The sequence below is a fragment of the Mesorhizobium sp. WSM4819 genome (genome assembly GCF_055811215.1).
In genome coordinates this window covers 15,237-37,647 of sequence record NZ_JBVVQO010000054.1, presented here as the reverse complement: position 1 = coordinate 37,647, position 22,411 = coordinate 15,237, and the positions used below count along the sequence as shown (strand labels likewise).

Sequence of the window (22,411 nt, the reverse complement as noted above, 5' to 3'; positions counted from 1 at the left end):
GGGCAAACGTATGAAAGCGCCAAAGGATGCAGGTGGCAGACCTGCGCTCACAAACAAACATCCGCCGCCTGCAGAAACACTGCGCCATTCCCATGCGACGAGTCGATTTAATAGCAACACTGCCCTGCCCACGACCCTCAATCGCTTGTTGGAGCGACCACCGAGAATAGCCAGCTTCCACCATCTCAGCGAATCGCGGTGGTCGGCTGATTGCCTTTTAACAATGGCGCGGCCGGCCGGCGGGGATTCTGGCGTGGGCGATCGAGAGCTGTGCCTCTCGGCGTCCAGCCGCCTCCAGCATGCAACCGACCATTGCTTGGCATCAGGCCATCGCCTCCTGACAGTCGAAGCTGGGCGAAATCGCGGGCCAAACTTGCATGGCGTAGAGACCCTGCACATGGCCAAGTACCCGAACTCGCCGCCAGGCAATTAGTCGTGCAGATGCAACTCAGAACTTGCGGCTCAAATGCGACGAGCCTGCCAGCCCGAACCGCCACTCGACATCCACAGCCTTGGAGATGCCGATCCGGCGTCCCGTCAAGATGGAGCTGGCTCTGTCCGACGATAGCTTGAACTGGAACGGGAGCTCGTCCAATGGCAGCCCGTCATATGATGCATCGACAGCAAGCGCCCGGCAAAGGCGACCGGGTCCCGAACAAAGAAATCGAAGGTCATCAACGCCGCGATTGGCCCGCATCAGGTCGAGCTTTGATTGCGGTTCGATCGCGCGCACAAGGACAGCACTACCGGGAAGGCAGACGGCATTCAGGCACCAATGCAGACCATAGGAGCGATAGACGTATGCGCTCCCTGGGGCGCCGAACATTGCGCTGTTTCGCGAAGTCCGCCCACAAAAACTGTGTGAGGCTGGGTCATCGGCGCGATAGGCTTCCGTTTCGACGACGATCCCGCCCACGCCGTGCACAAGAAGCGTCGCGCCAATAATATCGCGAGCGACAACGCAGGCGTCCCGGGCAAAGAACTGACGGTTCGTGATCAACGCCTGCACCAGATCACGACCGCGCCGAAACGTGGGCCATCAAGAACGTTCCCGCTCTGGCTGCAAAAGGCCAATCCACCAAGGCCAAACTCGCGATCATCAGCATCGCGGCGCTTCCTGCTGAACTCGGATAGGTCTGATCGCCAATGTATGCGGGTCGATTGGTTATTCAACAGCGCCTAGAGACCCAGAAGACCGTGCCTGGCGCGTTTGCGATACCGCCTGGGTTAGGTGGCCCGGAGAAAATCTTCGTGCGCTGCTCAGGAGCAATACCACGAGGGAACGTGACAGGCTCTGCGATCGTTGAAGGCTTTTGATCGAGCCATATCATGCCATCGACCTCGATACGAAAAATGGCCTACGATCCCGACAGCAGAATCCTCTCGGTGTGGTTCGTCGCCAGCGACAAGCGTTACGAGTTTGAGGAAGTGCCGCCGGCGACCTTCGCCGCGTTCAAAGCCGCCTTTGCGAAAGGCCGCTTTTTTAACGAGCACATCCGCAATCGCTTCCGGTACCGTCAGGTTGCGGCCGGCAACGATGCAAGCTGTTGAACATTCCAACGGCCGATTGGTGGACGCAGCGCAGCCGGCGCGCGTAGGATTTTCTTACGATCCCCGCCCACGCTGCAAGAAGTCGTAGTAGGCACGCTGCACCTGGCGCCATCCAATCAGCCGCGGTCCTTGGTCCAATCGAATCGACGGCCGATGTGCAAAGGTCGAGCGTGGAATAGCTGTGCGGTTTGGGGGTGCGGGATTTTAGGCGCTTGATTACTTGCTCACGTATCGTCTGCGGCAATGCGATCCAACAGCTTACGGGATGCCAGTATCAGGCGGCAGGACCATATTCCTATTGGCTCAGCAAGGGGCGACTGAGAATTTTCCCCAAGGCTAGTTCTCTGCCTCAAGCGATTTTCGCGCAACTGAGCGCAGCGCGCATCTCTGCTACTTTTCTCTGTCGCCGATCTTGTCCGGTCTGGACAGTATATGACGCGACGCTAATTTGATGCCGATGGCACGTTTTCTGTTGAGCCTCGTTTCGATTTTATTTTGCTGCACGCATCTCCAAGCGCAAGCGTGGCAGCTTTTCGGCGTCAGGCAGTTTGGCTTCATATTCGATGTTCCCCCTGGCTTTGTCCTGACACAGCGTTCGGACCAGGGCGCGGAATTTCGGGGCGAAAACGATGCCGTTCTTACCGTGTGGGGCGCAAGGCTCGGCGAGCACAGTTTGCGCGCCGAGATCGAGCACCGCATGGTCGAGGATGAAAAGGAGGGCTGGAAACTGACTTATAGGCGCGTCACGCCGAGATGGGCCAGCTACTCGGGTATCAAGAACGAACAGATCCGATATGTCCGCGCCATTGCGGTCTGCAACGACCGTGCCGCGCTCTTTGTCATAAATTACAGCAGCGATGAAAAAATCCCGTACGATCCGATTGTGGTGCGAATGGTGCGATCCCTGAAGGCGGAAGGTTGCTGAGAACCGTTAAACAGTCCATCCATTTCAAACCCGTCGTGGCGCTTTCCGCCGTTGCTTCGAAGACTGATCGTCAGCCGGTCCAACGCCATCCTTCTTCACAATCATTCCTGACTACGAAGGCCCGCAGCGGGCGCGCAATCGCGATTAGAAGCCAACCTTCGAACGAAGGGGCAGAGGGTGGCCGGCGCCCATTTGGGCGGGAGCGTTGGGGATTTAGGCGCCGGCCGGGCGTTTGGGGTCCGCCGCACGAACAACTACCAGAGTTGGGCGCGGGCGGTAGTAGCGAAAAGTCCTAAGCGCTGCCGTCCGTCTCGCTTTCCTCATCGATCCTCCGGACCGGCAGATAGGTGTTCGCTTCCAGCCATTCGCGCAACACGATCAGAACGAGTTCCGACCGGCCAGACACCCCGGCACGCCGTCAGTCGCACGCGGCGGGCGGTTTGCTCCAGTCCGGAATTCCGATTTGGAGGCCGCCATTGCATAGCTGCAGCGGTCAGGCTTGCCTTCACAACCCTCGCCCAGGCCAGGCCGGACACCCGCGCCATGACCTGCCAACAGACGCAGGCGCTGATCCAGAGCCATGGCTCGGCGGTGCTGACCACCGGCCCGAACACCTATGCCCTCTACGTCCGCCGGTACAGCAATGCGTGCGACTGGTCGGAAATCCCGGCGGTAGGGTTTGTGCCGACGCTCGATGGCCAGTGCTTGGTTCATCGATGCAGAGAGCCGCTCTACACTCCTCCCGGCTGACGGTGACGAGCATAGCTATTCTGCTGCGCCTTTCGGCAGGTAGCCCCTTAGCTTCAAGGTCGTCCAGTGAGTTTCTCGACATAGGCAGCGACCATGCGCCTGTCTGCCTTTGGGTCCTTGGAACGGAGTCGCATCATCGGCGTTACCGGCCAGCCAAACGCTGCCAACGATAGGAGGAACGCGCGTGATCGAGTTGACCGAGACGGAAAAGCGCTTTCTCAAGCGCGTTGATACCATCACTCACGTTCCCTGGTCGAACAAAGTCACAGCCGCAGATGCCAAAGGCAAGCCCATGCGTATCGCAAGGGCAACGTTTGTCCGATTAAGAGACGACGGCATCATCATCCGATCTACTAGCGACCTGACCTCGAACACCTACGTCATTAACCCTGCACCCGTGACGCCACAAGTGGAGGAAGTGCAGGAAGCGTCCTGATCGGGCGGGCACGGGCGGCGCGTCAATCCTTCTTCAGCCGCTGCCGGCCGCTTCCGCCGAATACCTTGCCGCGCTCGAGGAAATCGCGTGGATCGCTGCGGAATGGAAACACCGCTGGCCGCTCGCGCCCGACGAAATCACCTCCGCGCGGGGACTACATAGATGGCGAGCGTGATATCTCCGGGCGGTTCCTTAAACGCCCAGGAGAAGAGCACGTCCGTTGTGTCCGTGATATCCGAACCCTCGCCGCCATAGTGGCCTGGGACCGCCCGCTGCGAAGCAACGCGAGTGAGGCTATGCGAGCTAGGCGAGCGGCCTGGCTCGCAAGAGCAAAGAGAGAGCTCAAGATTGGCAAGCTCTATCAGGTTCAAACCGCCCGCCTTCGCAAGACTTCAGGGATGGACCAGGCGAAGGCGAGGGCGGCGGCTGCGAAGAAGTCACTTTCAGATCTGGTGACCGCTATCATGGAGCAGCCCGGAACGACCATGGAGGGGATGCTGATCAAGGCGCAGGCGGTCACCACCTTCAATAAGTCGATTGCGAGCAAGTTCTACTTGGACGGCGAGCGTTGGGCTGAACAGTTGGCAGCGTCGGTTCTCCAGTTGCTTCCACAGGGGACGCATCAGCATGAGCGCCGGCATCAAGACGAAGGCGCTGGCTGCATTTGTGCAACAGTGCCTTGATCCGCTGCCCGATGCCGTCCTCATCGACACGCACCACAACCAGCTCATGCGTCAGGCGCGCCGCCTCCCTTGGCGCAAGGCTGATGCTGTCACCAGCCTGACAAGAGCGGAAACGGATTACTGGTGCGCGAAAAGCATTCACGCGATGTACGTCCTAGAGGACGAAAATCGATCTAGCGTCTATTCTCACAAACGGACGCTCAGCGTCGAAAGGACCCGGCAAGCTGTGGCGGATCAAATCCGGGTTCCAGCACCCGATCTCCTGGCGGTCAAGTCGAAGCGAGAAGCCACAAAGGACCGCTATCTGCCGATCGGCGAGGACGAAGTCGCCAAGCTCATCGCGGCGGACGAGGCGTTTCTTGCAGCGCATCCGATCACGAAGCAACCCCGTAGAAAGAGCGACCATCACTGAACCGGACAAAAACTATCATAGCCCGCTGCCTCACGGTGGCGGGCTTTTCTTTGCGTGAACCTCCAATTAGGATTGACACCTAGCGGCATTTCTCCCTCGCCCCGTCATGACCGAACCGTAACCTCGACCGGCAAGGGGGAGCGCTGGTTTTGCAGCGAGGCAGAAGCCCGAGCGGCCGGCTGGCGAAAAGCGCGACGGTGGCGTCCGCCTTGCTCCTGTCCCGCAGCTATTGCGCGACTTTGGTTCCGTTGACGCCCGGCAATCATGGAAGGCCGAGGGGCGAGTGATCGAGTTCCGGTTCCCATAGCACACTAGCCCAGCACTAAGCCTGCAATCAAAACGGCAAATCCGATAGAAAGCGGGACCGCCAAAAGCCAGCCCGCCTCCAAAACGCTATTTTCTTGCCGATCCATAACAGTCTCCTCTTTGATGCTGCCCCTGATTACGAAAGCCATTGGGAGCGGTTCGGTTCCGACGATTTTGCCAAGGACCCGGGGAGATGGCACCACCGGGTGCTCACGTTCGTCCTCACCATTCGCGTGTTCGGCATCGCATCGCGTCGCGTCAGGTCGACGCTGTTCGAACCGCTCGCGCGGTGATAAGCGGTTGAGGATCTGAGTCCTACTTGAAGGTACCGCAATTGCTCATCGCGTTCGCCATATCTGTAGGTCTCGCACTGGTAACGGTTCTGATGCACTATGAAGTGCTAAATATCGCCGGAACGATGAGGCGTCGTTTTTCACTTCCGATGCGGGTTGATCTGCTGCTCTTGGTCGTCGCAGCAATCATTGCTCACGTGGTGGGGATCTGTCTTTTCGCGCTCGCCTACGCCTGGATGCACCACCATCCAGACCTTGGAGGTCTCGCAGGCTTGTTTTCCGGAAGCGCAGCGGATTTCTTCTATTTCTCGGTTACCTGCTACACGACGATCGGCTTTGGCGAAGTCTATGCCACTGGGCCGATGCGAATCGTTGCTGCCTTGGAGGGTCTCAACGGACTCGTCCTGATCGCTTGGTCAGCATCGTTCGCATACGCATCGACTTCGGATCTGTGGAAGCGGAAGCAAGACTGACGCGCGTTGCAGAGGTCGTGTTCCTTCGTCATAGCTGTTCGCGCCGAAAGGTGCGGCGGGCTTTTTCGTTCGGGCGCCAAGGAGCTTGTAACCGTTTACCTGAATGTTCCCCATAGGGGCTTATTCAAAATTTCGCCACTGCACCGCTATCAGAACGGCCCGTTGCTATAGCGTGGTAATCGAGGCCATTACCAATGGCTTAGCCCATTTTAAATAACGGGGTTCGCAGTAAATCCACTGCCGCTGATAAATAGCAGGGAAACAGCGAGCAGCCTGCGGCCCAGACCCTTTTGAACCTTTTGAGTGTTCCCTGTAGGGGCGCCCATAGAAAATTTCGGCTAGCTGATAGGCGATGCCTCTCTGGTGCGGCTTACGGCGCTCTAGGCACCTCAAAGTGGTCCCGTCGCCATCGCGATCCAGCTTGGAAATGTGCGGAACCGTACGAAGCGGATTGCACGGCAACCAACGCGGTGGCCGGGCATTAATTTAGCAAAGCATCAAATAGGAAAGCATCAAATAGGAAAGCATCGGGAGGAAGACCATGCTGCACCTTAACATGCCTGGCGAATTTGAGGTCGGCGATGAGGTTGCGCTAGCAGGTACCGTCATCTCCATTCTCCCTAGCGGCCGAGCTAGAGTGAGCATTCCATCCTATGACCATCCTTACACGCTAGAGCCGCCACCCAAAGCACGGGCCGGCGACCGAGTAGTTCTTGTTGGGGACGTCACCCGCATCGATCGCGGAGCAGACAAACTCACCGTGCGGATTGACTGCGGCGGCGTGATTACGGTCGACAGGTCGGCAATCACTCGGCTGAGGAAGCACCGCCGGGCTTCAGCCGGTTGACGCTACGGCGACACAACGGCCTGCGCTCGTCGGCATACGGAACATGCAAGCGTATCGTGCCTCAAGCCAATCTAACTTCGTGGGACCTAGGCCCGCGCTAAAAAGTCCGGACATTTCCCATCCCCTCGCCTTTCGGCAAATCTGGCGGAAAACGGAGACTAGGCAAATTTTGCGACCCCCAAAAAGCGCCTCGGGGTGCCCCGGCGGTGCCCCGAACGATTTCAGGGCAACAGGCCCCCGAGGGGGAGAATGCTAATCAACTGAAATAGAACTTTTGGTGGAGCCAATCGGAGACGATCCGCAGTTCTATTTATTCAACGAAAACAACCGGTTACGACGCAGATTTCTGGAGTCGTGTACCGCGCTTGTGTACCAGAAATAAAGCGGGCTGTCGTCGCTGGATAAAAATGCCGTTCGCTATTCCTCGACATTTCAGGAATTAGTCGCGGCGTGCGCGGCTTAAGAGCCCCTCGCCCAATGTTCATATGCTAGAGGACATTTTGTTTGGCCGACAACTGTTAGGGTTTCCATGCGCTTGCAAGCGACAAAATCCATATGTGCTGCATTTGCAGCGCTCTGCTGCTGGTCGGTGTGTTCGAACGCAGCGGAGATCGAACTCTTAGATATTCCCGGCGACATAAAATTTGTCAGCATAAAGGGCGAAATCACGGGTGGGGATGCGGACCGATTTTACGACGTCGTGGAAAACCAAGAGCGCGTGTCCGTGATTTTGCAAAGCCCCGGAGGGCTTGTCGGAGAAGCGTTGCAGATTGGTGCGAAAATCCGGACAAAGGGTTTCGCTACCATGGTCGTGGATGACGGTCAGTGCTTCTCGGCGTGCGGCCTGATCTGGGTATCGGGGGCGCGGCGCTACATGTCTTCAAACTCAATGATAGGCTTTCATGCAGCGTATCGTGAGGAGAACGGCGAGTACCGAGAGAGCGGTGTGGCGAATGCCGAAATCGGCTCCTATCTGACGCACCTAGGTTTGAGGATCGAAGCAATTCGCTTCTTCACCATAGCGGGGCCAGATGATTTCCTCATGCTGACACCCGAGCGCGCGAGGGCGCTCGGCATTGACGTTTACGAGCAGAGCGGCACGGAGGTGACTACACCCAATCAGGCCCCAACGGTGGACGTTTATGCTGACCGATTTGTGTCATTCGGCGTGCTGCGCTCTCGATGCGACGGGTTCTTTAAGATGGATGCCGCCGTGGTTGAAAAGGCGCACATGGAGGCGATTGAAAGAGGCCAGTCAATCGCGGGAAATGAAACATGGATCGACATCTGGACCGTCATGCTCGAAAGAGCAAAGACAGATGTGGATACGAAAGGCGCTCTATCGGCGTGCATTGAGACAGAGGCTCATTTGCGGAAGCAGGGGTTATTTACCGGCATCGGTGGACCCAGCTACGAATGCTTGAATGCATCAACGCCAACAGAGTCCGCTTTGTGTGCCGATCAGACCTTGTGGGCTAAGGATCGCGCAATGAACTCGATCTATTTTTGGATCAAAGACAACGTGGAGCCGGTTGCCCGAAAGCGCATTTTGGCCGCCCAAAGGGCTTGGCTTGGCGAGCGGAATGCATGCGGCAGCGATGCGAGTTGCCTTCACGACGTCTATGATCGCCGACTGCAACTGTTCAGTGACGTCGACCTTCCTTCCTGACTATTGGCCGCATTCGCCAAAAAGCAGCAGCCCCGTATCGGTGTGGTCACTACAAGCAAATTTGCAACCGGGTGCAAAACGCAACATCCGTTTTAGGGAAAGCTACCGACTAGGTGACGGCGCGATTGCGCTCGACACGGCTCTGATATTTTAGGGCAGAAGACCTGCCCGGAGGAATTGTCCCCCGTCCTATTGACAGCGGAAGCGCATCTATCCACACGACTAAACTTAAAATTCTTCGAGGAAAACCAATCTTGAAAAAGTTGATCGTTTTTGCGGCGGCGCTCGCGCTTGCTGGGGCTATCTCTTACCCTCTTGTCTATCCACCATTTTGGGTCAAATCGAATATCAGATCATCGTTGGCCGAGTACGCCCGCGATCCCGCTTCTCTGCAGATAACCAATATGCGCTACAGCGACGTGGACTCGAACATGGTCTGTGGACTGATCAACTCGAAAAACAGTTTCGGCGCTTATACGGGTAATAAGACTTTCGCCTTTAACCGGGACAGGAATTTTACATTTCTCGAAGGCGTCGATCCATCCGCAGACTCTATGATCTCGATGTTTAAATGCGGATAGCCCACTCGGCATGGACCGCCACTTCGCGGCCGGTATGCAAGATGCGCATTGGGGAAATCTTATGAGAGACTGAGTGGGCCGCCTGCGTTCAGCGCTGGTCGATGTGTAAGCCACGGCAAAAGCCCTCAGAATGGAGCGGTATTGGAGATTACCGCATGAGGAGCGACGCTGCGCGTCGGTACCGACCACGCTTTTGCAACGGGTTGCAAATTTGTGCGGCAGCGGATGTGAGTCCGCCCTCGGGCCCTGCGGGCAAATTCATAGCGTGGCATTTCACGGATCAGAACGCGACTGCACGTCTGTGCGTGATGGTCGGGTTGGGAGTTTTGGTGCTCCGGGATTTTTCCGGCCGGATACCAGCGTCTTGTCCTCGGGGTCGTAAGCCTCACACCTGCAACCTTATGAGAATATAGTCCTATTATAGATTGCCGCATGAGAGCGACGCTACGAGTTGGGACCGACCACGCTTTTTGCAACCCGTTGCAAATTCAGGGGGTTCGAAGCTGGATCGCCGAGCGGTCGGCTACTCGCCATTCCCCCGTTTCTCGAGTTTGGCCTGCCGCGAATTTCCGGCGCGCATTTCCGCCAGCAACAATTCGAGTGAGGCGTCCGTCCTCCTCACCATAGCCGTGAGCACCGCTATTGAGTGGCGCATGTCGGCAACGTCGGAGAGCAGTCGATCCATCTGGCGAGAAAGGAAGGTGAGATCGACTTCGGGCATCAAGGGTCTCCGCTTCTAACTACGCATAAGATTTTGCAACGCGTTGCAATTTGGGCTCAGAATGCAAATAAGGTCTCCTCATTGGTGCGCATCTCCCCTTCGCCAGATCGATAGGGAAGGCTCACAGCTAGCTCATCCCGGATAGGGACGTGCCTTCATTCACCTTGGACGTCCCACGGGAGCCCCCACCGATAAGCTCCTGTGGCTTGCTGTTCCGGCCCTGCAGAACCAAGCTGAGCTGCTGAGCTAGACGCATCCCGCATTCCTGATAGCTGGAGTGTACCTATCACAACATCTAATCAAGAAACGGCATGTTTACGAATTGGGTGAAGTCGGGGATCGGCGCGTCGTCGGGGAGCGGCGGGTATTTCGCCAGCAGCTCCTCGCGCTTGCGCGCCATGGCGATTTCGGATTGCGGGTGCGGCTCGCGACCGGCCATCTTGCGGGCGGCTTCCTTGGCGATCTGCGCGGCCCGGAACGCCTGCGCCGCCTCGGCCTTGGCCTTCTGGTTTTCGTCGCGCATCCGCTCCTTGGCGCGCTCCTCGGCGATGGCCAGCAGCGCGTCGTCGCGGCTCTTGCCCTCGCGCACGACAAGCTGCTGGAAGCGGCGGTCCTCGGCCGACGACAGCGAGGCGATCTCGGCGTCCTGCTGGCGGCCGTTGAAGGCCGGGACAAAGCGGGCACGGTGGCGGACGACGAAACTGATCTCCGGGGTCTCCGGGGCACCGCTGCCGCGTTTCATCCAGCCGAACAGCTTGCCGCGCAGCGCGAACCAGTCGCTGACGATCCACTCGATGAAGTCGTGGCAGGATTCCGGCGTGCCCGGCCATTTTTTGACGATGGCCGAGTTGAAGGCGAATTTTTCCTTCTCGGTCCACGGCGTCATCATCTGGCCGGGGAACTGCTGCTTGAAGGCGTTGCTGAACGTTCGCTCCAGCGCACCCAGCCGCAGGATCGAGCGCCGCGCCTTCTGCTTGCGCTCTAGGTCGGCCAGCACCTGCTCCGGGTTGAACTTGTTGACGGCGGTCGGCATCGCCAACGACAGCGCGGGCTTCGGATCGTCCCAGCCGTCAGTCGAGGCCGGAAGGGGGGCGCGCGCAACCGGGGGGATGGTCTTGTTTGCCGGGAGAGGGGAGGAAGGGCGTTTTCGCATCCGGACTGGCTCCGGAAGGATTTTTGGATTTTGACCCTCGGCTCCGTCCCCGTCAGGGGCGGTCCCTAGAGATTCTACTGAAAGATTCTCCCTAAGAGAGTCTACTATAAGGGGGTGACACTTGTGTAACCCCAGACCTGACACTTGTGTCACCCCAGACCTGACACTAGTGTCACCCCAGACCTGACACTTGTGTAACCCCTCGGCCTCATTTTCCTCCCATCCGGACACGTCATTCGGTTTCTGGGTCGCATTTTTGCCGTCTACTTTGAGACGTTTCGGGGTTGGCAGCATGGCGGTTTCGGGGTCCCAATTCAGGTTCATTTCGATCCACAGCCCCGCTCGGCGCTGCGTAACCGTGATGACTTTGTGCGCGGCGAGAAGCTGCAAAGAGCGGCGCAGGCTCCGCTCAGTATCGCCGGTCCCCGGGAAATCGCCCCGGCCCTCAGACAGGAATTTGTAGGTGAAGAGCTTGCCCGTCACTCCGTATGAAATGGTCTGGCCGACAAGAGCGGGAAGCAGCGAGCGCTCGGCCATCGACAGGTGCCGCCACCACTGTCGGAGCATACGACGGGTGAAAATGGCTTGCCCGGCGAGGGTCTTGATGTCGAAATTTTCTTCGTCCCATTTGGGCTGCAAAGGAACGACCGAGGAATTGGCCGTAGGGATTCTTGATAGAATTTGCAAATGCGCTGGGTGACGGTTCATAGCTAACCCTGTTGAAATTGTCAGTCGCAAAGGTATTATACGTTCCCGTTGGGCTTATTTCAATATAGCTTAACTCTCGTGGAAGCCTCTCAGTCAGTCGCGTGATTGGAGAGGCTTCCGTTTTTTGGTGAGGTATCTTACGAACTCAGAGACAGAAGCAGAATATGTTGTTTTAGACAACATGGATTTTCTTTTGACTGCCCGCGGGCCGAGGGGACGAGTGACCCACGGCTGGCTAGTCAGTTTCGCCTAACTCTGGAACGGCTTCGGCTTAGGCGTAGTCCCCCCGCAAAGGAACTCCGGAGACAATTAGCGAGATCAACTGGACTCGGCGGCAGTTGTCCTTGGCCCGCGACCTTCAGCAACAATTCGAGTGAGGCATCGGTCCTCCTCATGCGGCTGTGATGCTGGAAAGGGCAGCCGCGCGGTAGACGGACTTTTTGCAACCAGTTTCAAAATGTTTGATCGGCCGCAGGCAACGGGACTACGAGGCTTTGCCGGATGTCATTGGCCAGATTGACCGGGATCATTGACAACCGGGCGAACCATTCATCGCCAGTCTTGACGTACCTTTCTTGAATGCCTCGCCAGACGCTAGGCTGTCGGAAACGGCGGTGGAGCGCAAGGTGAACCGACTTCGCGATGGCGTGACAGAGCCAAGGCCGGTAATAATCCTCACAATGGTACTGCAGGTCACGTGTGCTGCCAGATACCGAGCAGCGCTCCGCTTTTGGCATTCGGCCTGTTGCGATCATCCAGCGAATGAAATGCCCGCCACGAATCCGCTCTTCATGCATGAAGCCGTTATAGGGCGCCATGCGCGGCCAGCGCCATTCCGGCGGATCATCGGCCGCTGCAAACGCGAGCGGCACACCCTCGCCCAACTCCAGATTTGCAACCAGTTTCAAAAAATCTGTCACGCCGCGCCCTTGCCCTTGCCAGTCTGCGCGCTGCCGAGGACGCGGTAGACGGATGTCCGGCTGATCTTCAGGCGGCGTGCTATCTCCATCGGGCCGACACCGGCCGCATGAAGATCAAGAACATCGGCGCGCTTTGCCCTCGCGGTAGGGCTCCGCCCCTTGTACTTCCCGTCCGCCTTGGCTTTTGCGATTCCCTCGCGTTGACGCTCCAGCATCAGTTCGCGTTCAAACTGGGCGATGCTGCCGAGGAGGTTCAGCATGAGCTTGCCAGTGGGTGTGGTCGTATCAAGGTTGAGAGCGAGAATGCGCAGAGCCGCCCCCTTTCCTTCTATGATCTTCATAATCTCGACTAGGTCGGCAATCGAGCGCGCCAACCGATCCAGCTTGGTCACTACGAAGACGTCACCGTCGCGCAGATATTCGAGAGCCCGCCTTAGCTCTTCCCGGGGTGCCACCGATGACACCTGCTCAGAGAACAGCTTTGTTACACCGGCCGCGACCAAGTCCCGTTTCTGCGCCTCGATACCGGCCGCCTGCTCGATAGTTGATGTTCTAGCGTAACCTACCGTCGCCCCCACGTCACCCTCCGTGCTCCACAATGTCTATGACATAGAGGAACACTTCGTGCCAAAAGTCAATAGTGACTCATGTGGAACAGTGAGGTGGCCACGTTGGTCGTTCCAATGGAGCGAGGTTCACTGGGAAACCCCAATGCCAACGTAGCGAACGTGACAGCGTCACGATACTGTGCGAAGGCCGCGTGTTCGAAACAAGCAAAGTGACGTCTGAATATGGCAGTGAACTCCCGCGTTCGAACCTGTTACTTAATGGCCCCGGCTAACAGCAACTTAGAGATGCTGACCGAGGCGTTGCGCCAACGGGACATCCGGATTGTCGTTCCTGAAAGCCTCCCTGACGGTCCATCGTCGGCGATTGCAAGCATTCTGGCAGACGTCGACCTTGTCATAGGCGTGATGACAAGAGAGCGCCGCTCGGATTGGGTGCTGTTCGATCTCGGCCAAGCTTGGGGAATGGGCAAGCGGGTCCTGCTCTTCGCGCCCCCGAACGCCTCGTTTCTTCCGTCTACTCTCCAGCGCTTCCTGACAGTTCGTGCAAACTTGTCTAACCGCGAGGCGATCTCATTTGCGCTCGATCAGCTTGTGGCCGCCCCGGCATCCAACTTCGCTCAAGAGCGGCCATCGAAAGCCGGGCGGATTTTAGGGCCAGCAGCCGATCGTTATCTTCAAGGGAGCTATCAGCTCAGTACCAGCTCGCCTTTGGAGTTAGAGCGTCTGGTTGCGGACGCGCTGAGAGAAGGTGGCGTGGAGGTCATGTCGACCGCACCAAGTCGAGATCAAGGTGTCGATCTTGCTATTTGGTCCGATGCTTTGCAGGCCTCCGTCGGCAATCCGCTATTGGTCGAGATCAAATCTAGGCTGCGCGAGCCCGGTCTCGCCAGTGAAGCGGTCCGGCACCTGTCCCAGCAGGTTGCGGCCTCGGGAAGCTATTGGGGCCTCCTGCTTTATGGCGAAGGCGAGCAGTCAACGCCGCGGGTCTCGCTACCGCCGAACGTGCTGTTATTGTCTCTTAAGACGCTGTTTGAGCGGATGCGCCATGAGCCCTTCGATGACATCATCCGCGACCTGCGCAATCGTCGCGTCCACGGCGGGTCAATCTAGTGGTCGCCATCAATCAAGCCACCATCCAAGGCTTTGTCGACGCTGGCCTGAACGGAGCGACGACAGCAGCCAAGGGCAAGGCTTTGGAGGACTTGATCTGTTACTTGTTCGGCCTCGTTCCGGGGATCGCGATCACCCATCGCAACGAAAAAAACGAGTTCGCGACCGAAGAGATCGACGTTGCCCTCTTCAATGAAGGCTTAGCGTTCCTGCCCAACATCATTCTCGTCGAAGCCAAGAATTGGTCGAGCCGCGTCGGCAGCATCGAGGTTGCATGGTTTCTGACAAAGCTTGCGAACCGGGGGCTGGACTTTGGCATTTTGGTGACCACTATGGGGATCACGGGCGACGCCGCCGACCTGTCGGCGGCGCACCAGACAGTGGCTATGGCTCTACCGCAGCGTCGCAAGCTGATTGTACTCACCACCGACGAGGTCAACGCGCTGGCAGATACAGACGACCTAGTCAGGTTAATGAAAACGAAGCTCTGCGACCTCGCCGTCAAGGGAACAATTGGCTAGCCACAATCCATCTTCTGCTCGCTCAGGCACCTTATATCCGCAATGATGCAGCCCACTCGTGCATCAGTAACTCGCGTTCGCGGCGGTTCTTGAGCGGGACCAAGAATTCCACCCTGAACGTCACCGCCCTTTCGGCGATACTCGTTGCGACTCGAGACGAACACGGCGCTAGGTTCATAGGCGTTGTTTCGATCCACGCCCCCGCGAGAGGGCGACGCGGCGACCGGCTGTTTTTCAGCGCATCGCGAGGTTTCGATCCACGCCCCGCGAGAGGGGCGACGCCGAGCCACCATTGCGGATGGCAGTGAGCGGGTTGTTTCGATCCACGCCCGCGCGAGAGGGGCGACCGTCGTCCACGAGGCTGAGCCATGCGAGGTCCTCGTTTCGATCCACGCCCCCGCGAGAGGGCGACTCCTGGTCATCATATCGCTCTGCAGCCACTTGATGTTTCGATCCGCGCCCCCCAGGGGGGGCGACCTTCTGCAGGGTCAGGAAGTTGCACGGCCCCTTGATGTTTCGATCCACGCCCCCGCGAGAGGGGCGACCGCCAGCCGGCCCGATTGTTCGAGGTTCGAAGCTGTTTCGATCCACGCCCCCGCGAGAGGGGCGACATGGCGCCCAATGGTGGATGATGGGCTGCGACCTGTTTCGATCCACGCCCCCGCGAGAGGGGCGACCGCGGGTATATCGCAAACTCGACGAGGCGATGAAGTTTCGATCCACGCCCCCGCGCGAGAGGGGCGACGCTGGCGACATCATCACCATCTTTGCGGCGTAGTTGTTTCGATCCACGCCCCCGCGAGAGGGGCGACGCTGTACGGGGATCGATGTCCGCAGCGATAATGTTGTTTCGAGTCCACGCCCACGCGAGAGGGGCGACAAGACGCGGATCATGTGTTCGGACCCATCTTGTAGTTTCGATCCACGCCCACGCGAGAGGGGCGACTCCCGGCAAGCTGACGGTGCGTTACCTGCCTCAGTTTCGATCCACGCCCCCGCGAGAGGGGCGACCCATGTGCATGTCACTCAGCCAGCCAATGGCGGCGTTTCGATCCACGCCCCCGCGAGAGGGGCGACGCCTTCAAGGCCCATCTTCTCGACGGCTTTGAAGTTTCGATCCACGCCCCCGCGAGAGGGGCGACAACAGGTCCGCAGCAGCGGAGCCAGGACGGAGCATGTTTCGATCCACGCCCCCGCGAGAGGGGCGACAAGAATTTCCGCCGTTTCCATCATTTCGAAGGTGTTTCGATCCACGCCCCCGCGAGAGGGGCGACAACTAGAGCGGTCCATGATGGCAAGCGGGGCGAAGTTTCGATCCACGCTCCCGCGAGAGGGGCGACTAACAACAACGTTGCCTTCGACCTCGCGGCCATCGTTTCGATCCACGCCCCCGCGAGAGGGGCGACGCTGGCATGGTCACAATGGACTATGACGATTGGATGTTTCGATCCACGCCCCCGCGAGAGGGGCGACCGCGCCCTTTTGAGCGCGCGCCGAGACAGGAGATGTTTCGATCCACGCCCCCGCGAGAGGGGCGACGAGAATGCGGGCTTCAACCCCCTTACCGCTATTCGGTTTCGATCCACGCCCCCGCGAGAGGGGCGACTGTTGAGGGCGAGCCAGTTGGTCGCGAGTGTCTGCCAGTTTCGATCCACGCCCCCGCGAGAGGGGCGACAGTGCCTCAGCTAACAGATTGCCATGATTGAAGAAAGAAGAGCTAGATCGCGGACATGGTCCCACTATTGAGCAAGAGATCGGGCGAAAACCCGGCTTGACGCACATAGTTTCACGATTTCAAATAACCAGCGCCGGTGCGAATCCGTCGGAATTTTCCGGCACGCTCCATGTTCGCGCTGCGTCGCGCTTGCAGTGAATTCAGATGATGAGGGTATGCATGACATTGCCGCCGTAAACCGGTTCTCTCCCCACATTCGCTCGATGTGGATGACTGCGGGCTTGCCGGAGACAATAGACAGCGTGTTGCAACGCCGAGAGCGGAATGGGATCGGCATCCCATTCGTCGGGCTGGGTGGCCAGAGTTCCGGCCGGCGCCATGCTCACAGACGCTCGATAATCTCCACGCCGTCGGGTAGCCCTTCACGATCGATCTCGATCTTGTAGTCGCTAAATTTACGGGCCGGTGGATAGTTGTCGATGCCGGAATCCTCGACATCACGGAAGACGCCGTCAATGTTGCGACCAACCCTTACGCGATCGAAGAGCGCATGGGCCGGTGCATTGCCGAGCGTGTTGGCGTGTTTGAAGACGACGAGCTTGCGGCTCGCCATTTCTCCACGCGCTGCCGACCGATCGTGCTCGAACATCGTTGAGAGCGCCTCGAAGAGCAACTCAAGGTCTGCATCGGAAAAGCCGGTACGTTCGGCAAGTTTCGCGGAGACGAAACCGTGGGCTCGGTAGAGTCCATAGGGTACAATATGCTTGCGACCCATGGTGCGGTTGTCGACGCGGTCGTTGCCTTCCTCGCTGCCTTCCACCCGTTGCTTCTTCTCGGCTTCGTTGGTTGCAGCCATGCGGGTGATGGAGATTTCCTGGGGCACGATCGGTTCGATGGAGCCCGCGAAGGTCATTTGCACCGGCCCACGCACCTGGCCCGCATTGATCCCGGTCGACATGACCGCGCCAAAGGTGCGGACATCGAAGAAATTCTCACACATGAACCTTGTGAGAGCCCGCGCCTCATCGTCGCCTTTGGGGTTTAGTTTGGCCTCTTTGGCGGCTTTCCCGTCGTCTGGGCGTACCTTAATGTAGGCCTTGCGGTGCTGTTCATTCAGGATCGCACCTTCCTTGACATAGATGTTGTAACTCAATTCATCGCCTCTGGCGAACTCGACATAGTTGCGCACCTTGCGCTTCAGGCTGACATCCGAAACCAGACCATGATTGGTCTCCGGATCGAGCCGCGGCATGTTGCCGGCATCCGGGTCGCCGTTCGGGTTGCCTTTGGATACATCAAACAGCAGGACGAAATCATAGCGGTTGGAAAGGGCGTTCATGATGCGGCATCCTGTGTGTCGACGGTTTCGGGTTTGCGGAAGAATTCGCCGCGCTGATGGTAATAGCCGAGGCCGAACAGTGCCTGGTCTTCGGCCGAAAGGGAGGCCGGGAAGGGATCGCTGTCGGGCGACATGCGTTCGAGAATAGCGCCGATGGTTTTTTCGAGATTGACCCTGTGTCCAGGCCTTTGCTTGCCGACCTTCGAAAGGTGATTGGCTGATCCCCGGTCGAGCAAAGCGAACACCTTGCGAGGTTGGGCGGATGCCGAACCGTAGAATTTATCCTTGATGGTGGCGTTAACGTTGCGACCGAGCGCGGCCGTTTGGATTTGCTCATAGGCAGCAAACAGCCGCCCGAGCAGATAGCCCTTATTCCTGTTCTCCGGTTCGAATGACACGGAAGCCTCCCCATTTGTTTTGTTGAAATTTCGAACGAGCAGCGCTTTCAGGGTGCCAACCCTGAGAGCGTTCACCTCTCCGTCCGCACGAATGCGCATCAGCACCGTCGAGAGTAACGACAGGGGGTAGCGGGTGCCGGTCAGGATTGATCTCATCCATTCGCCGGCGAGATTCGGCGGCACGTTTTCGCGCTTGCCCAGCACCGCGGTTTCGGCGAGATATTTCCGTAGCGCGGGGTTCGCGTCGCGCGGCGGCGGATCGACCTCCATTTCGGCAACGAAGCGCTGGTAGTTTTTCGCCAGCACGCCGAAATCGTTCTCGAACCAGAACCGGATCGAAAGCCGGGCGGCGTTCGGAGCAAGACCAAGGACATAAAAGCGGACGCCGTTTTCAAGTTCGGGGGCTATCACCCTGAGCGACAGACCGTTGCGAATGCGAGTGAGGATATCGCCGACCTTGCCGGCTTGGGTGACTTCATCGACGTCCGAAAACATCGCGCCAAACGTGCCTTCGGCGGTGCGCGCCACTTCGGCGTTGGACGCATCAGCCCAGAAAACGGTGGAGGTGTCGCCGACCTGGATGCGATTGGTCTTGCCAGCGAGGAATGTGTTGAGCGCTGTGGAATATTTAAAGGCGGCAGCTTCCGAGACAGGAGCATTGTCGCCCTGCTCATGCTCATAGGACGTGAAGGCATCGAGATTGAACGATACGATGGAAGCGCCGGAGGATTGCGCACCCCACACGCCCTTGATTGCCGGATGAAGCCGCGCTACCGCGCCATTTGAGCCGGTCACGAGGCAGATCGAGGCGGCATCCCCGCCGCCGCTGCTCCGGTCCACCCACAAATCCCTGGCGGCTGACCGATCATGAAGATATATGCCCTGGCGCCTCTCGCTTTCGAGCGCGAAGACCACGTTCTGGTCTTTCATCTCGTCAAGCCATGTTGGCTCCACGAACCGTCGGGGCGCCCAGCCTTCAAGGAACAGAGACAACGCCCTCAGGCCGGCGTCGTCCGAGTCTTCAAGCGCCTCGCGGTGGCGTTGCACGAAAGCAGCATGCTCGTCGGCTGTGCGCTTGCCCTCTCCTGCCGTGACGCCAAGCACGTAGGAAGTCTTATCCCAGAGGAAGTTAGGCGCGATGCCTGCGGTGCGTTTGGTCGGCTGCGGCACCTGCATCATGCGCGGCAGTTTCCTCTTGCCCGCGCCATCTCGCAGATCGGTAACGCTGGCCACAGTCCCATCCTGGTTGAGCGAGATGACGAAACCGATTTTTTCTGTGGAATAGCCGAACGGTGGCGCGTCGGGCAGGCGGTCATAGGCCTTGGCAAGTGAAGCCAAAATGCTCATCGCCGGATCTCCGAAGAATTGGGAGCCGGAATGCGCATCACCCCGTTGTTGAGGCCAGCACGGAAAAACAGCGAAGGCTTGCCCGGCGCACCGTGGTCGATGTCCCACAGCATGAAGCCAAGGTCGCGCGTTTCATTGATCGCGTCCGGCGACGGTGCACCCGGCGGCAGCAGTTCGAAGGCTGCCGCGAACTCGCGTGTGCCGAGGCAGGGCTGGTGGAAGCATTGCCCGCGCGCTGCGCGTCGGTTGAACGTGTCGAGATGCTTGCCCTCATTGTCATCGGGGCCGGCCTTGTCGGTTATCTCGAAATGCGCTTCGATGACATACGCGACATCTACGAGCACGGTGGCGGCGCGCTGCTGGCGATCCTCATCGACAAGAAGGTACAATCCTTCGAGATTGCCGCGGTTCATTGCGGTCTTGGCGTTTCGAGCAGAGACCTTGCTGCCAACTTCGTTGCGGCGGATGGACTGGAAACGAATGGCCTTCAGGACGTGGATATTGTCCACCACCCATCTGATGGCCGGCTTCCAGTGGATCGCCTCCAGAATTCCACGTGCCGCCGAAGGCGGCATCACGTCATAGGAGATGCGCTCAACCTTCATCTCCGGTCGCGTAAAACAGGCGTGACTCCCTGAAACCCTCAGCCTGACGCCAAATGACATTCGCCCCTCCCCAGAGACATTTAGTACGCAAGGAACATATCAAGAACTAAATAACAATAGCCTCTTGCGATAAATATTCGGCGTCCTCCCAAACGAGGCCAACTTCCGGGTCATAGAGACCTTGCGTCATCAGCACCGCAAACTGGTCAGCGCGCAGCCTCTCCTCGGCAAACTTCACATGGCCGCAGGCGATAAGCCGTGCCCGTGCCTTCGGCGGCACCTGTACGACATAAGTCTGCAACTCACGGGCGATCACGCCGGACGGAATCGTCTCGATCCTTAGCTTTGCAATCGCCGCTTTCGCTTGTTCGGCTCGCGCGACAATCACCGGAACCATGCCGCTCTCAATCATGCGAAAATTCTCGGCGACAGAGCGATAAGAAAAGTTCGTGCCGCTGCCGTCGATACGAAACTTGCCTACGACAGGCAATCCGTCGTTGCGTCCACGATCCAGCCCTTCAGGACCGACGCGCCAATAGACTTCACCGAAGAAATCCTCGATCGCGGCGCGCGACAGGAGCTTTTCGTGCTTCGCCATCATCCGGGCCATGTCGCTCGAAAGTCCCGCGATCTCCGGTGGTGGCGGGTTTTCAGGTGCCTTGAATACGGTGACAATGCTGTCCTCCACCGGTCGCCGCCCCTCGCGATTGCAGCGCCCGGCCGCCTGCGCTATCTGATCCAATCCGGCTTCCGCGCGCCACACTTTCGGGAAATCGAGATCGACGCCAGCCTCCACCAGTGAGGTCGCTATCACGCGGCAGGGCTCGCCATTCAGAAGTCTCTGCTTGACCGCGGCCAGAATTTCGCGCCGGTGCGCCGCATATTGGCGCGTCGTCAGATGGACGAAGCCCTGCAGGCCAGTCTCCTTCGCCTGGTGATAGAGCGCCAGGGCATGCTTGCGGCTGTTGACGATGACGAGGCCCTGGTCGACCTTGCCGAGTTCGGCCAGAACGGCCGCGTCGTCCATCACGCCACCATGAACCAGCCTGACGCGTTCCAGTTTTTCTGCCAGGTCGTCGGGGTCCGGCGCCAATTCGCGGCCCTCCAGCGGCAGCCCGGCCGGATGCTTTGCCGGAAAATTCCGTTGGTCGAGTGCCGGTTGGGTCGCGGTACATAGGACAATGCTGCAGCCATAATTCTCGGCAAGTTCGCGCAGCGCCCAAACGGCAGGGATGAGTAGCTGGCGCGGCAATGTCTGCGCCTCGTCGAGAATGATGATGCTGTTGGCGATGTTGTGCAGTTTGCGGCAGCGCGAGGTTCGCGAAGCAAACAGGCTCTCGAAGAATTGCACGTTTGTCGTGACCACGATAGGCGCCGCCCAGTCTTCCATGGCAAGCTTGAGCTTGTCTTTGTCGGCCTTCGTGCTGTCGGCATCCCGTGGTTCACGTGGGCGGCGCTCCTCATCCTCGATGGCCGAATGGTGTTCCAGCACGACACCGTCGCCAACTATTTCGCGAAAGATCGCCGCCGCCTGATCAATGATCGATGTAAAGGGGATGGCGTATATGATGCGATCAAGCCCGTGTGCTTTGGCGTGATCGAGGGCGAAGCCGAGTGAGGCGAGCGTCTTGCCGCCGCCAGTTGGCACTGTCAGCGTGAAGAGGCCCGGCTTTTCCGTTGCGCGCGAACGCACATGGTCGAGAATGCTCGCTCGCAAGACGTTGACCGAAGAGTCCGAATTGCGCTTTTCGTCCATATGAGCATCGAACGCCTTGATCAGGCCATGCAGGATCGATTGCAGCTCCGGCCAGTTGCGGTCGACGTGCCATCCCTCAGTGCGCGCATAAAATTGTTCGGTATCCTTGAAATCAGCGTCGACGAGGCAGGAAAAGATCATCCGGCCGAGGAAACCGAGTTGGAAGGCAGCTCTTGCTTTATGCGTCTTCTCCCAGTTGGGGAACGACGGCAGGAGATTGGCGATCTCTGGCGCGAGTTCGGACTTCCAAATGGGATCGAGCCCCGCTTCCGAAAAGGCATTCAGACGTTCGGACAGCGTGGAAAAAGCCTCTCCCTGTTTGTTGGGCAGACCAGCATGGTGACCGGCGATGCAATAGGCAATCAGTTCGGCAACGATCCTGTCGTCCGCTTTGGCCGCCCGTGCCAGTTGCACGATTGTAGCGGCGCCTGCCGTGGAATGATCGACCCTTTCCTGCGCACCCGACAATCGCGCCTGGAACTGTGGCGTGTATTTCCCGAGATCATGAAGCAGCCCAGCAAGCCAGGCTGCGCGCCCGATGCCGACCCGCGCGCCAAACTGTTGCGCAAGTCCGGCGACTGCGATGAGGTGGCTGTTCAACGGTTGCCAGTTGGAGCGAACGGGTTCGGCGGTCGAGTGCGCGTAGTACATCGTGCCCTCTGC

The 22,411-nt window shown here is 58.7% G+C and carries 21 protein-coding genes and 1 CRISPR repeat array; of the genes, 12 read left to right on the top strand and 9 right to left on the bottom strand.

Annotated features, from left to right (window positions below):
• Positions 1–448: 448 nt before the first annotated feature.
• Positions 449–1,009 (bottom strand): DNA-3-methyladenine glycosylase, encoded by a 561-nt coding sequence (locus tag AC0L18_RS30445; RefSeq protein WP_473495453.1) that lies wholly within the window; start codon positions 1,007–1,009, stop codon positions 449–451.
• Positions 1,010–1,329: 320 nt separating this feature from the next.
• Here AC0L18_RS30445 and AC0L18_RS30440 point away from each other — a divergent pair, with 320 nt between their 5' ends.
• From AC0L18_RS30440 to AC0L18_RS30395, 10 genes are all read left to right on the top strand, one after another.
• Positions 1,330–1,551, top strand: coding sequence for a KTSC domain-containing protein (locus AC0L18_RS30440; protein ID WP_287055059.1), 222 nt, complete (start codon positions 1,330–1,332; stop codon positions 1,549–1,551).
• A 451-nt stretch (positions 1,552–2,002) separates the two neighbouring features.
• Positions 2,003–2,476, top strand: a complete 474-nt coding sequence (locus AC0L18_RS30435; RefSeq protein ID WP_473495456.1) for a hypothetical protein — start codon at positions 2,003–2,005, stop codon at positions 2,474–2,476.
• 543 nt (positions 2,477–3,019) lie between these two features.
• A complete protein-coding gene (locus AC0L18_RS30430; protein WP_306454983.1) occupies positions 3,020–3,226 on the top strand; it encodes a hypothetical protein in 207 nt (68 codons plus the stop codon).
• A gap of 184 nt (positions 3,227–3,410) precedes the next feature.
• The gene (locus AC0L18_RS30425) at positions 3,411–3,662 is read left to right on the top strand and encodes a hypothetical protein (protein ID WP_128171165.1); all 252 of its coding nucleotides are present in this window, start codon (positions 3,411–3,413) and stop codon (positions 3,660–3,662) included.
• 398 nt (positions 3,663–4,060) lie between these two features.
• Positions 4,061–4,345, top strand: a complete 285-nt coding sequence (locus AC0L18_RS30420) for a hypothetical protein (protein ID WP_473495452.1) — start codon at positions 4,061–4,063, stop codon at positions 4,343–4,345.
• On the top strand, positions 4,290–4,757 hold the full coding sequence (locus tag AC0L18_RS30415) for a hypothetical protein (protein ID WP_473495451.1): 468 nt from the start codon (positions 4,290–4,292) through the stop codon (positions 4,755–4,757). The genes AC0L18_RS30420 and AC0L18_RS30415 overlap by 56 nt, the downstream gene beginning before the upstream one ends.
• A 401-nt stretch (positions 4,758–5,158) precedes the next feature.
• A complete protein-coding gene (locus AC0L18_RS30410; protein ID WP_473495450.1) occupies positions 5,159–5,356 on the top strand; it encodes a hypothetical protein in 198 nt (65 codons plus the stop codon).
• A 26-nt stretch (positions 5,357–5,382) separates the two neighbouring features.
• Positions 5,383–5,829, top strand: coding sequence for a potassium channel family protein (locus AC0L18_RS30405; RefSeq protein WP_287220681.1), 447 nt, complete (start codon positions 5,383–5,385; stop codon positions 5,827–5,829).
• A gap of 1,376 nt (positions 5,830–7,205) precedes the next feature.
• A complete protein-coding gene (locus AC0L18_RS30400) occupies positions 7,206–8,345 on the top strand; it encodes a lysozyme inhibitor LprI family protein (protein ID WP_473495449.1) in 1,140 nt (379 codons plus the stop codon).
• A gap of 254 nt (positions 8,346–8,599) precedes the next feature.
• Positions 8,600–8,926 (top strand): hypothetical protein, encoded by a 327-nt coding sequence (locus tag AC0L18_RS30395; protein ID WP_473495448.1) that lies wholly within the window; start codon positions 8,600–8,602, stop codon positions 8,924–8,926.
• A gap of 523 nt (positions 8,927–9,449) precedes the next feature.
• On the opposite strand, the gene AC0L18_RS30390 is transcribed toward AC0L18_RS30395, so the two are convergent.
• The 4 genes from AC0L18_RS30390 to AC0L18_RS30375 all read right to left on the bottom strand — a co-directional run bounded on the left by AC0L18_RS30390 (position 9,450) and on the right by AC0L18_RS30375 (position 13,006).
• A complete protein-coding gene (locus AC0L18_RS30390; protein ID WP_473495447.1) occupies positions 9,450–9,647 on the bottom strand; it encodes a hypothetical protein in 198 nt (65 codons plus the stop codon).
• 295 nt (positions 9,648–9,942) lie between these two features.
• Positions 9,943–11,508, bottom strand: coding sequence for a hypothetical protein (locus AC0L18_RS30385; protein WP_473495446.1), 1,566 nt, complete (start codon positions 11,506–11,508; stop codon positions 9,943–9,945).
• A gap of 452 nt (positions 11,509–11,960) precedes the next feature.
• Complete coding sequence (locus tag AC0L18_RS30380; RefSeq protein WP_473495445.1) at positions 11,961–12,428, bottom strand: hypothetical protein; 468 nt, start codon at positions 12,426–12,428, stop codon at positions 11,961–11,963.
• Entirely contained in the window at positions 12,425–13,006 is a 582-nt protein-coding gene (locus AC0L18_RS30375) for a recombinase family protein (RefSeq protein WP_473495444.1), read from the bottom strand. Before AC0L18_RS30375 ends, AC0L18_RS30380 begins: the two co-directional genes overlap by 4 nt.
• A 276-nt stretch (positions 13,007–13,282) precedes the next feature.
• Between AC0L18_RS30375 and AC0L18_RS30370 the strand changes: the two genes are divergently transcribed.
• Entirely contained in the window at positions 13,283–14,107 is an 825-nt protein-coding gene (locus AC0L18_RS30370) for a restriction endonuclease (protein WP_473495443.1), read from the top strand.
• Positions 14,107–14,628 carry a restriction endonuclease gene (locus AC0L18_RS30365; protein ID WP_473495442.1) on the top strand — a complete coding sequence of 174 codons (522 nt, stop codon included), beginning with the start codon at positions 14,107–14,109 and terminating at the stop codon, positions 14,626–14,628. The genes AC0L18_RS30370 and AC0L18_RS30365 overlap by 1 nt, the downstream gene beginning before the upstream one ends.
• Positions 14,629–15,140: 512 nt before the next feature.
• Positions 15,141–16,303: direct repeats of the CRISPR family, unit length 32 nt; unit sequence GTTTCGATCCACGCCCCCGCGAGAGGGGCGAC.
• Positions 16,304–16,685: 382 nt separating this feature from the next.
• On the opposite strand, the gene cas7c is transcribed toward AC0L18_RS30365, so the two are convergent.
• From cas7c to cas3, 4 genes are read right to left on the bottom strand one after another with little or no spacing between them, the layout of a single operon-like run.
• Positions 16,686–17,642, bottom strand: coding sequence for a type I-C CRISPR-associated protein Cas7/Csd2 (gene cas7c, locus AC0L18_RS30360; protein ID WP_473495441.1), 957 nt, complete (start codon positions 17,640–17,642; stop codon positions 16,686–16,688).
• Positions 17,639–19,387 (bottom strand): type I-C CRISPR-associated protein Cas8c/Csd1, encoded by a 1,749-nt coding sequence (gene cas8c / locus AC0L18_RS30355; protein ID WP_473495440.1) that lies wholly within the window; start codon positions 19,385–19,387, stop codon positions 17,639–17,641. The genes cas7c and cas8c overlap by 4 nt, the downstream gene beginning before the upstream one ends.
• Positions 19,384–20,052 (bottom strand): type I-C CRISPR-associated protein Cas5c, encoded by a 669-nt coding sequence (cas5c, locus tag AC0L18_RS30350; RefSeq protein ID WP_473495439.1) that lies wholly within the window; start codon positions 20,050–20,052, stop codon positions 19,384–19,386. The genes cas8c and cas5c overlap by 4 nt, the downstream gene beginning before the upstream one ends.
• A 46-nt stretch (positions 20,053–20,098) precedes the next feature.
• Entirely contained in the window at positions 20,099–22,399 is a 2,301-nt protein-coding gene (gene cas3 / locus AC0L18_RS30345; RefSeq protein ID WP_473495438.1) for a CRISPR-associated helicase Cas3', read from the bottom strand.
• Positions 22,400–22,411 lie beyond the last annotated feature (12 nt).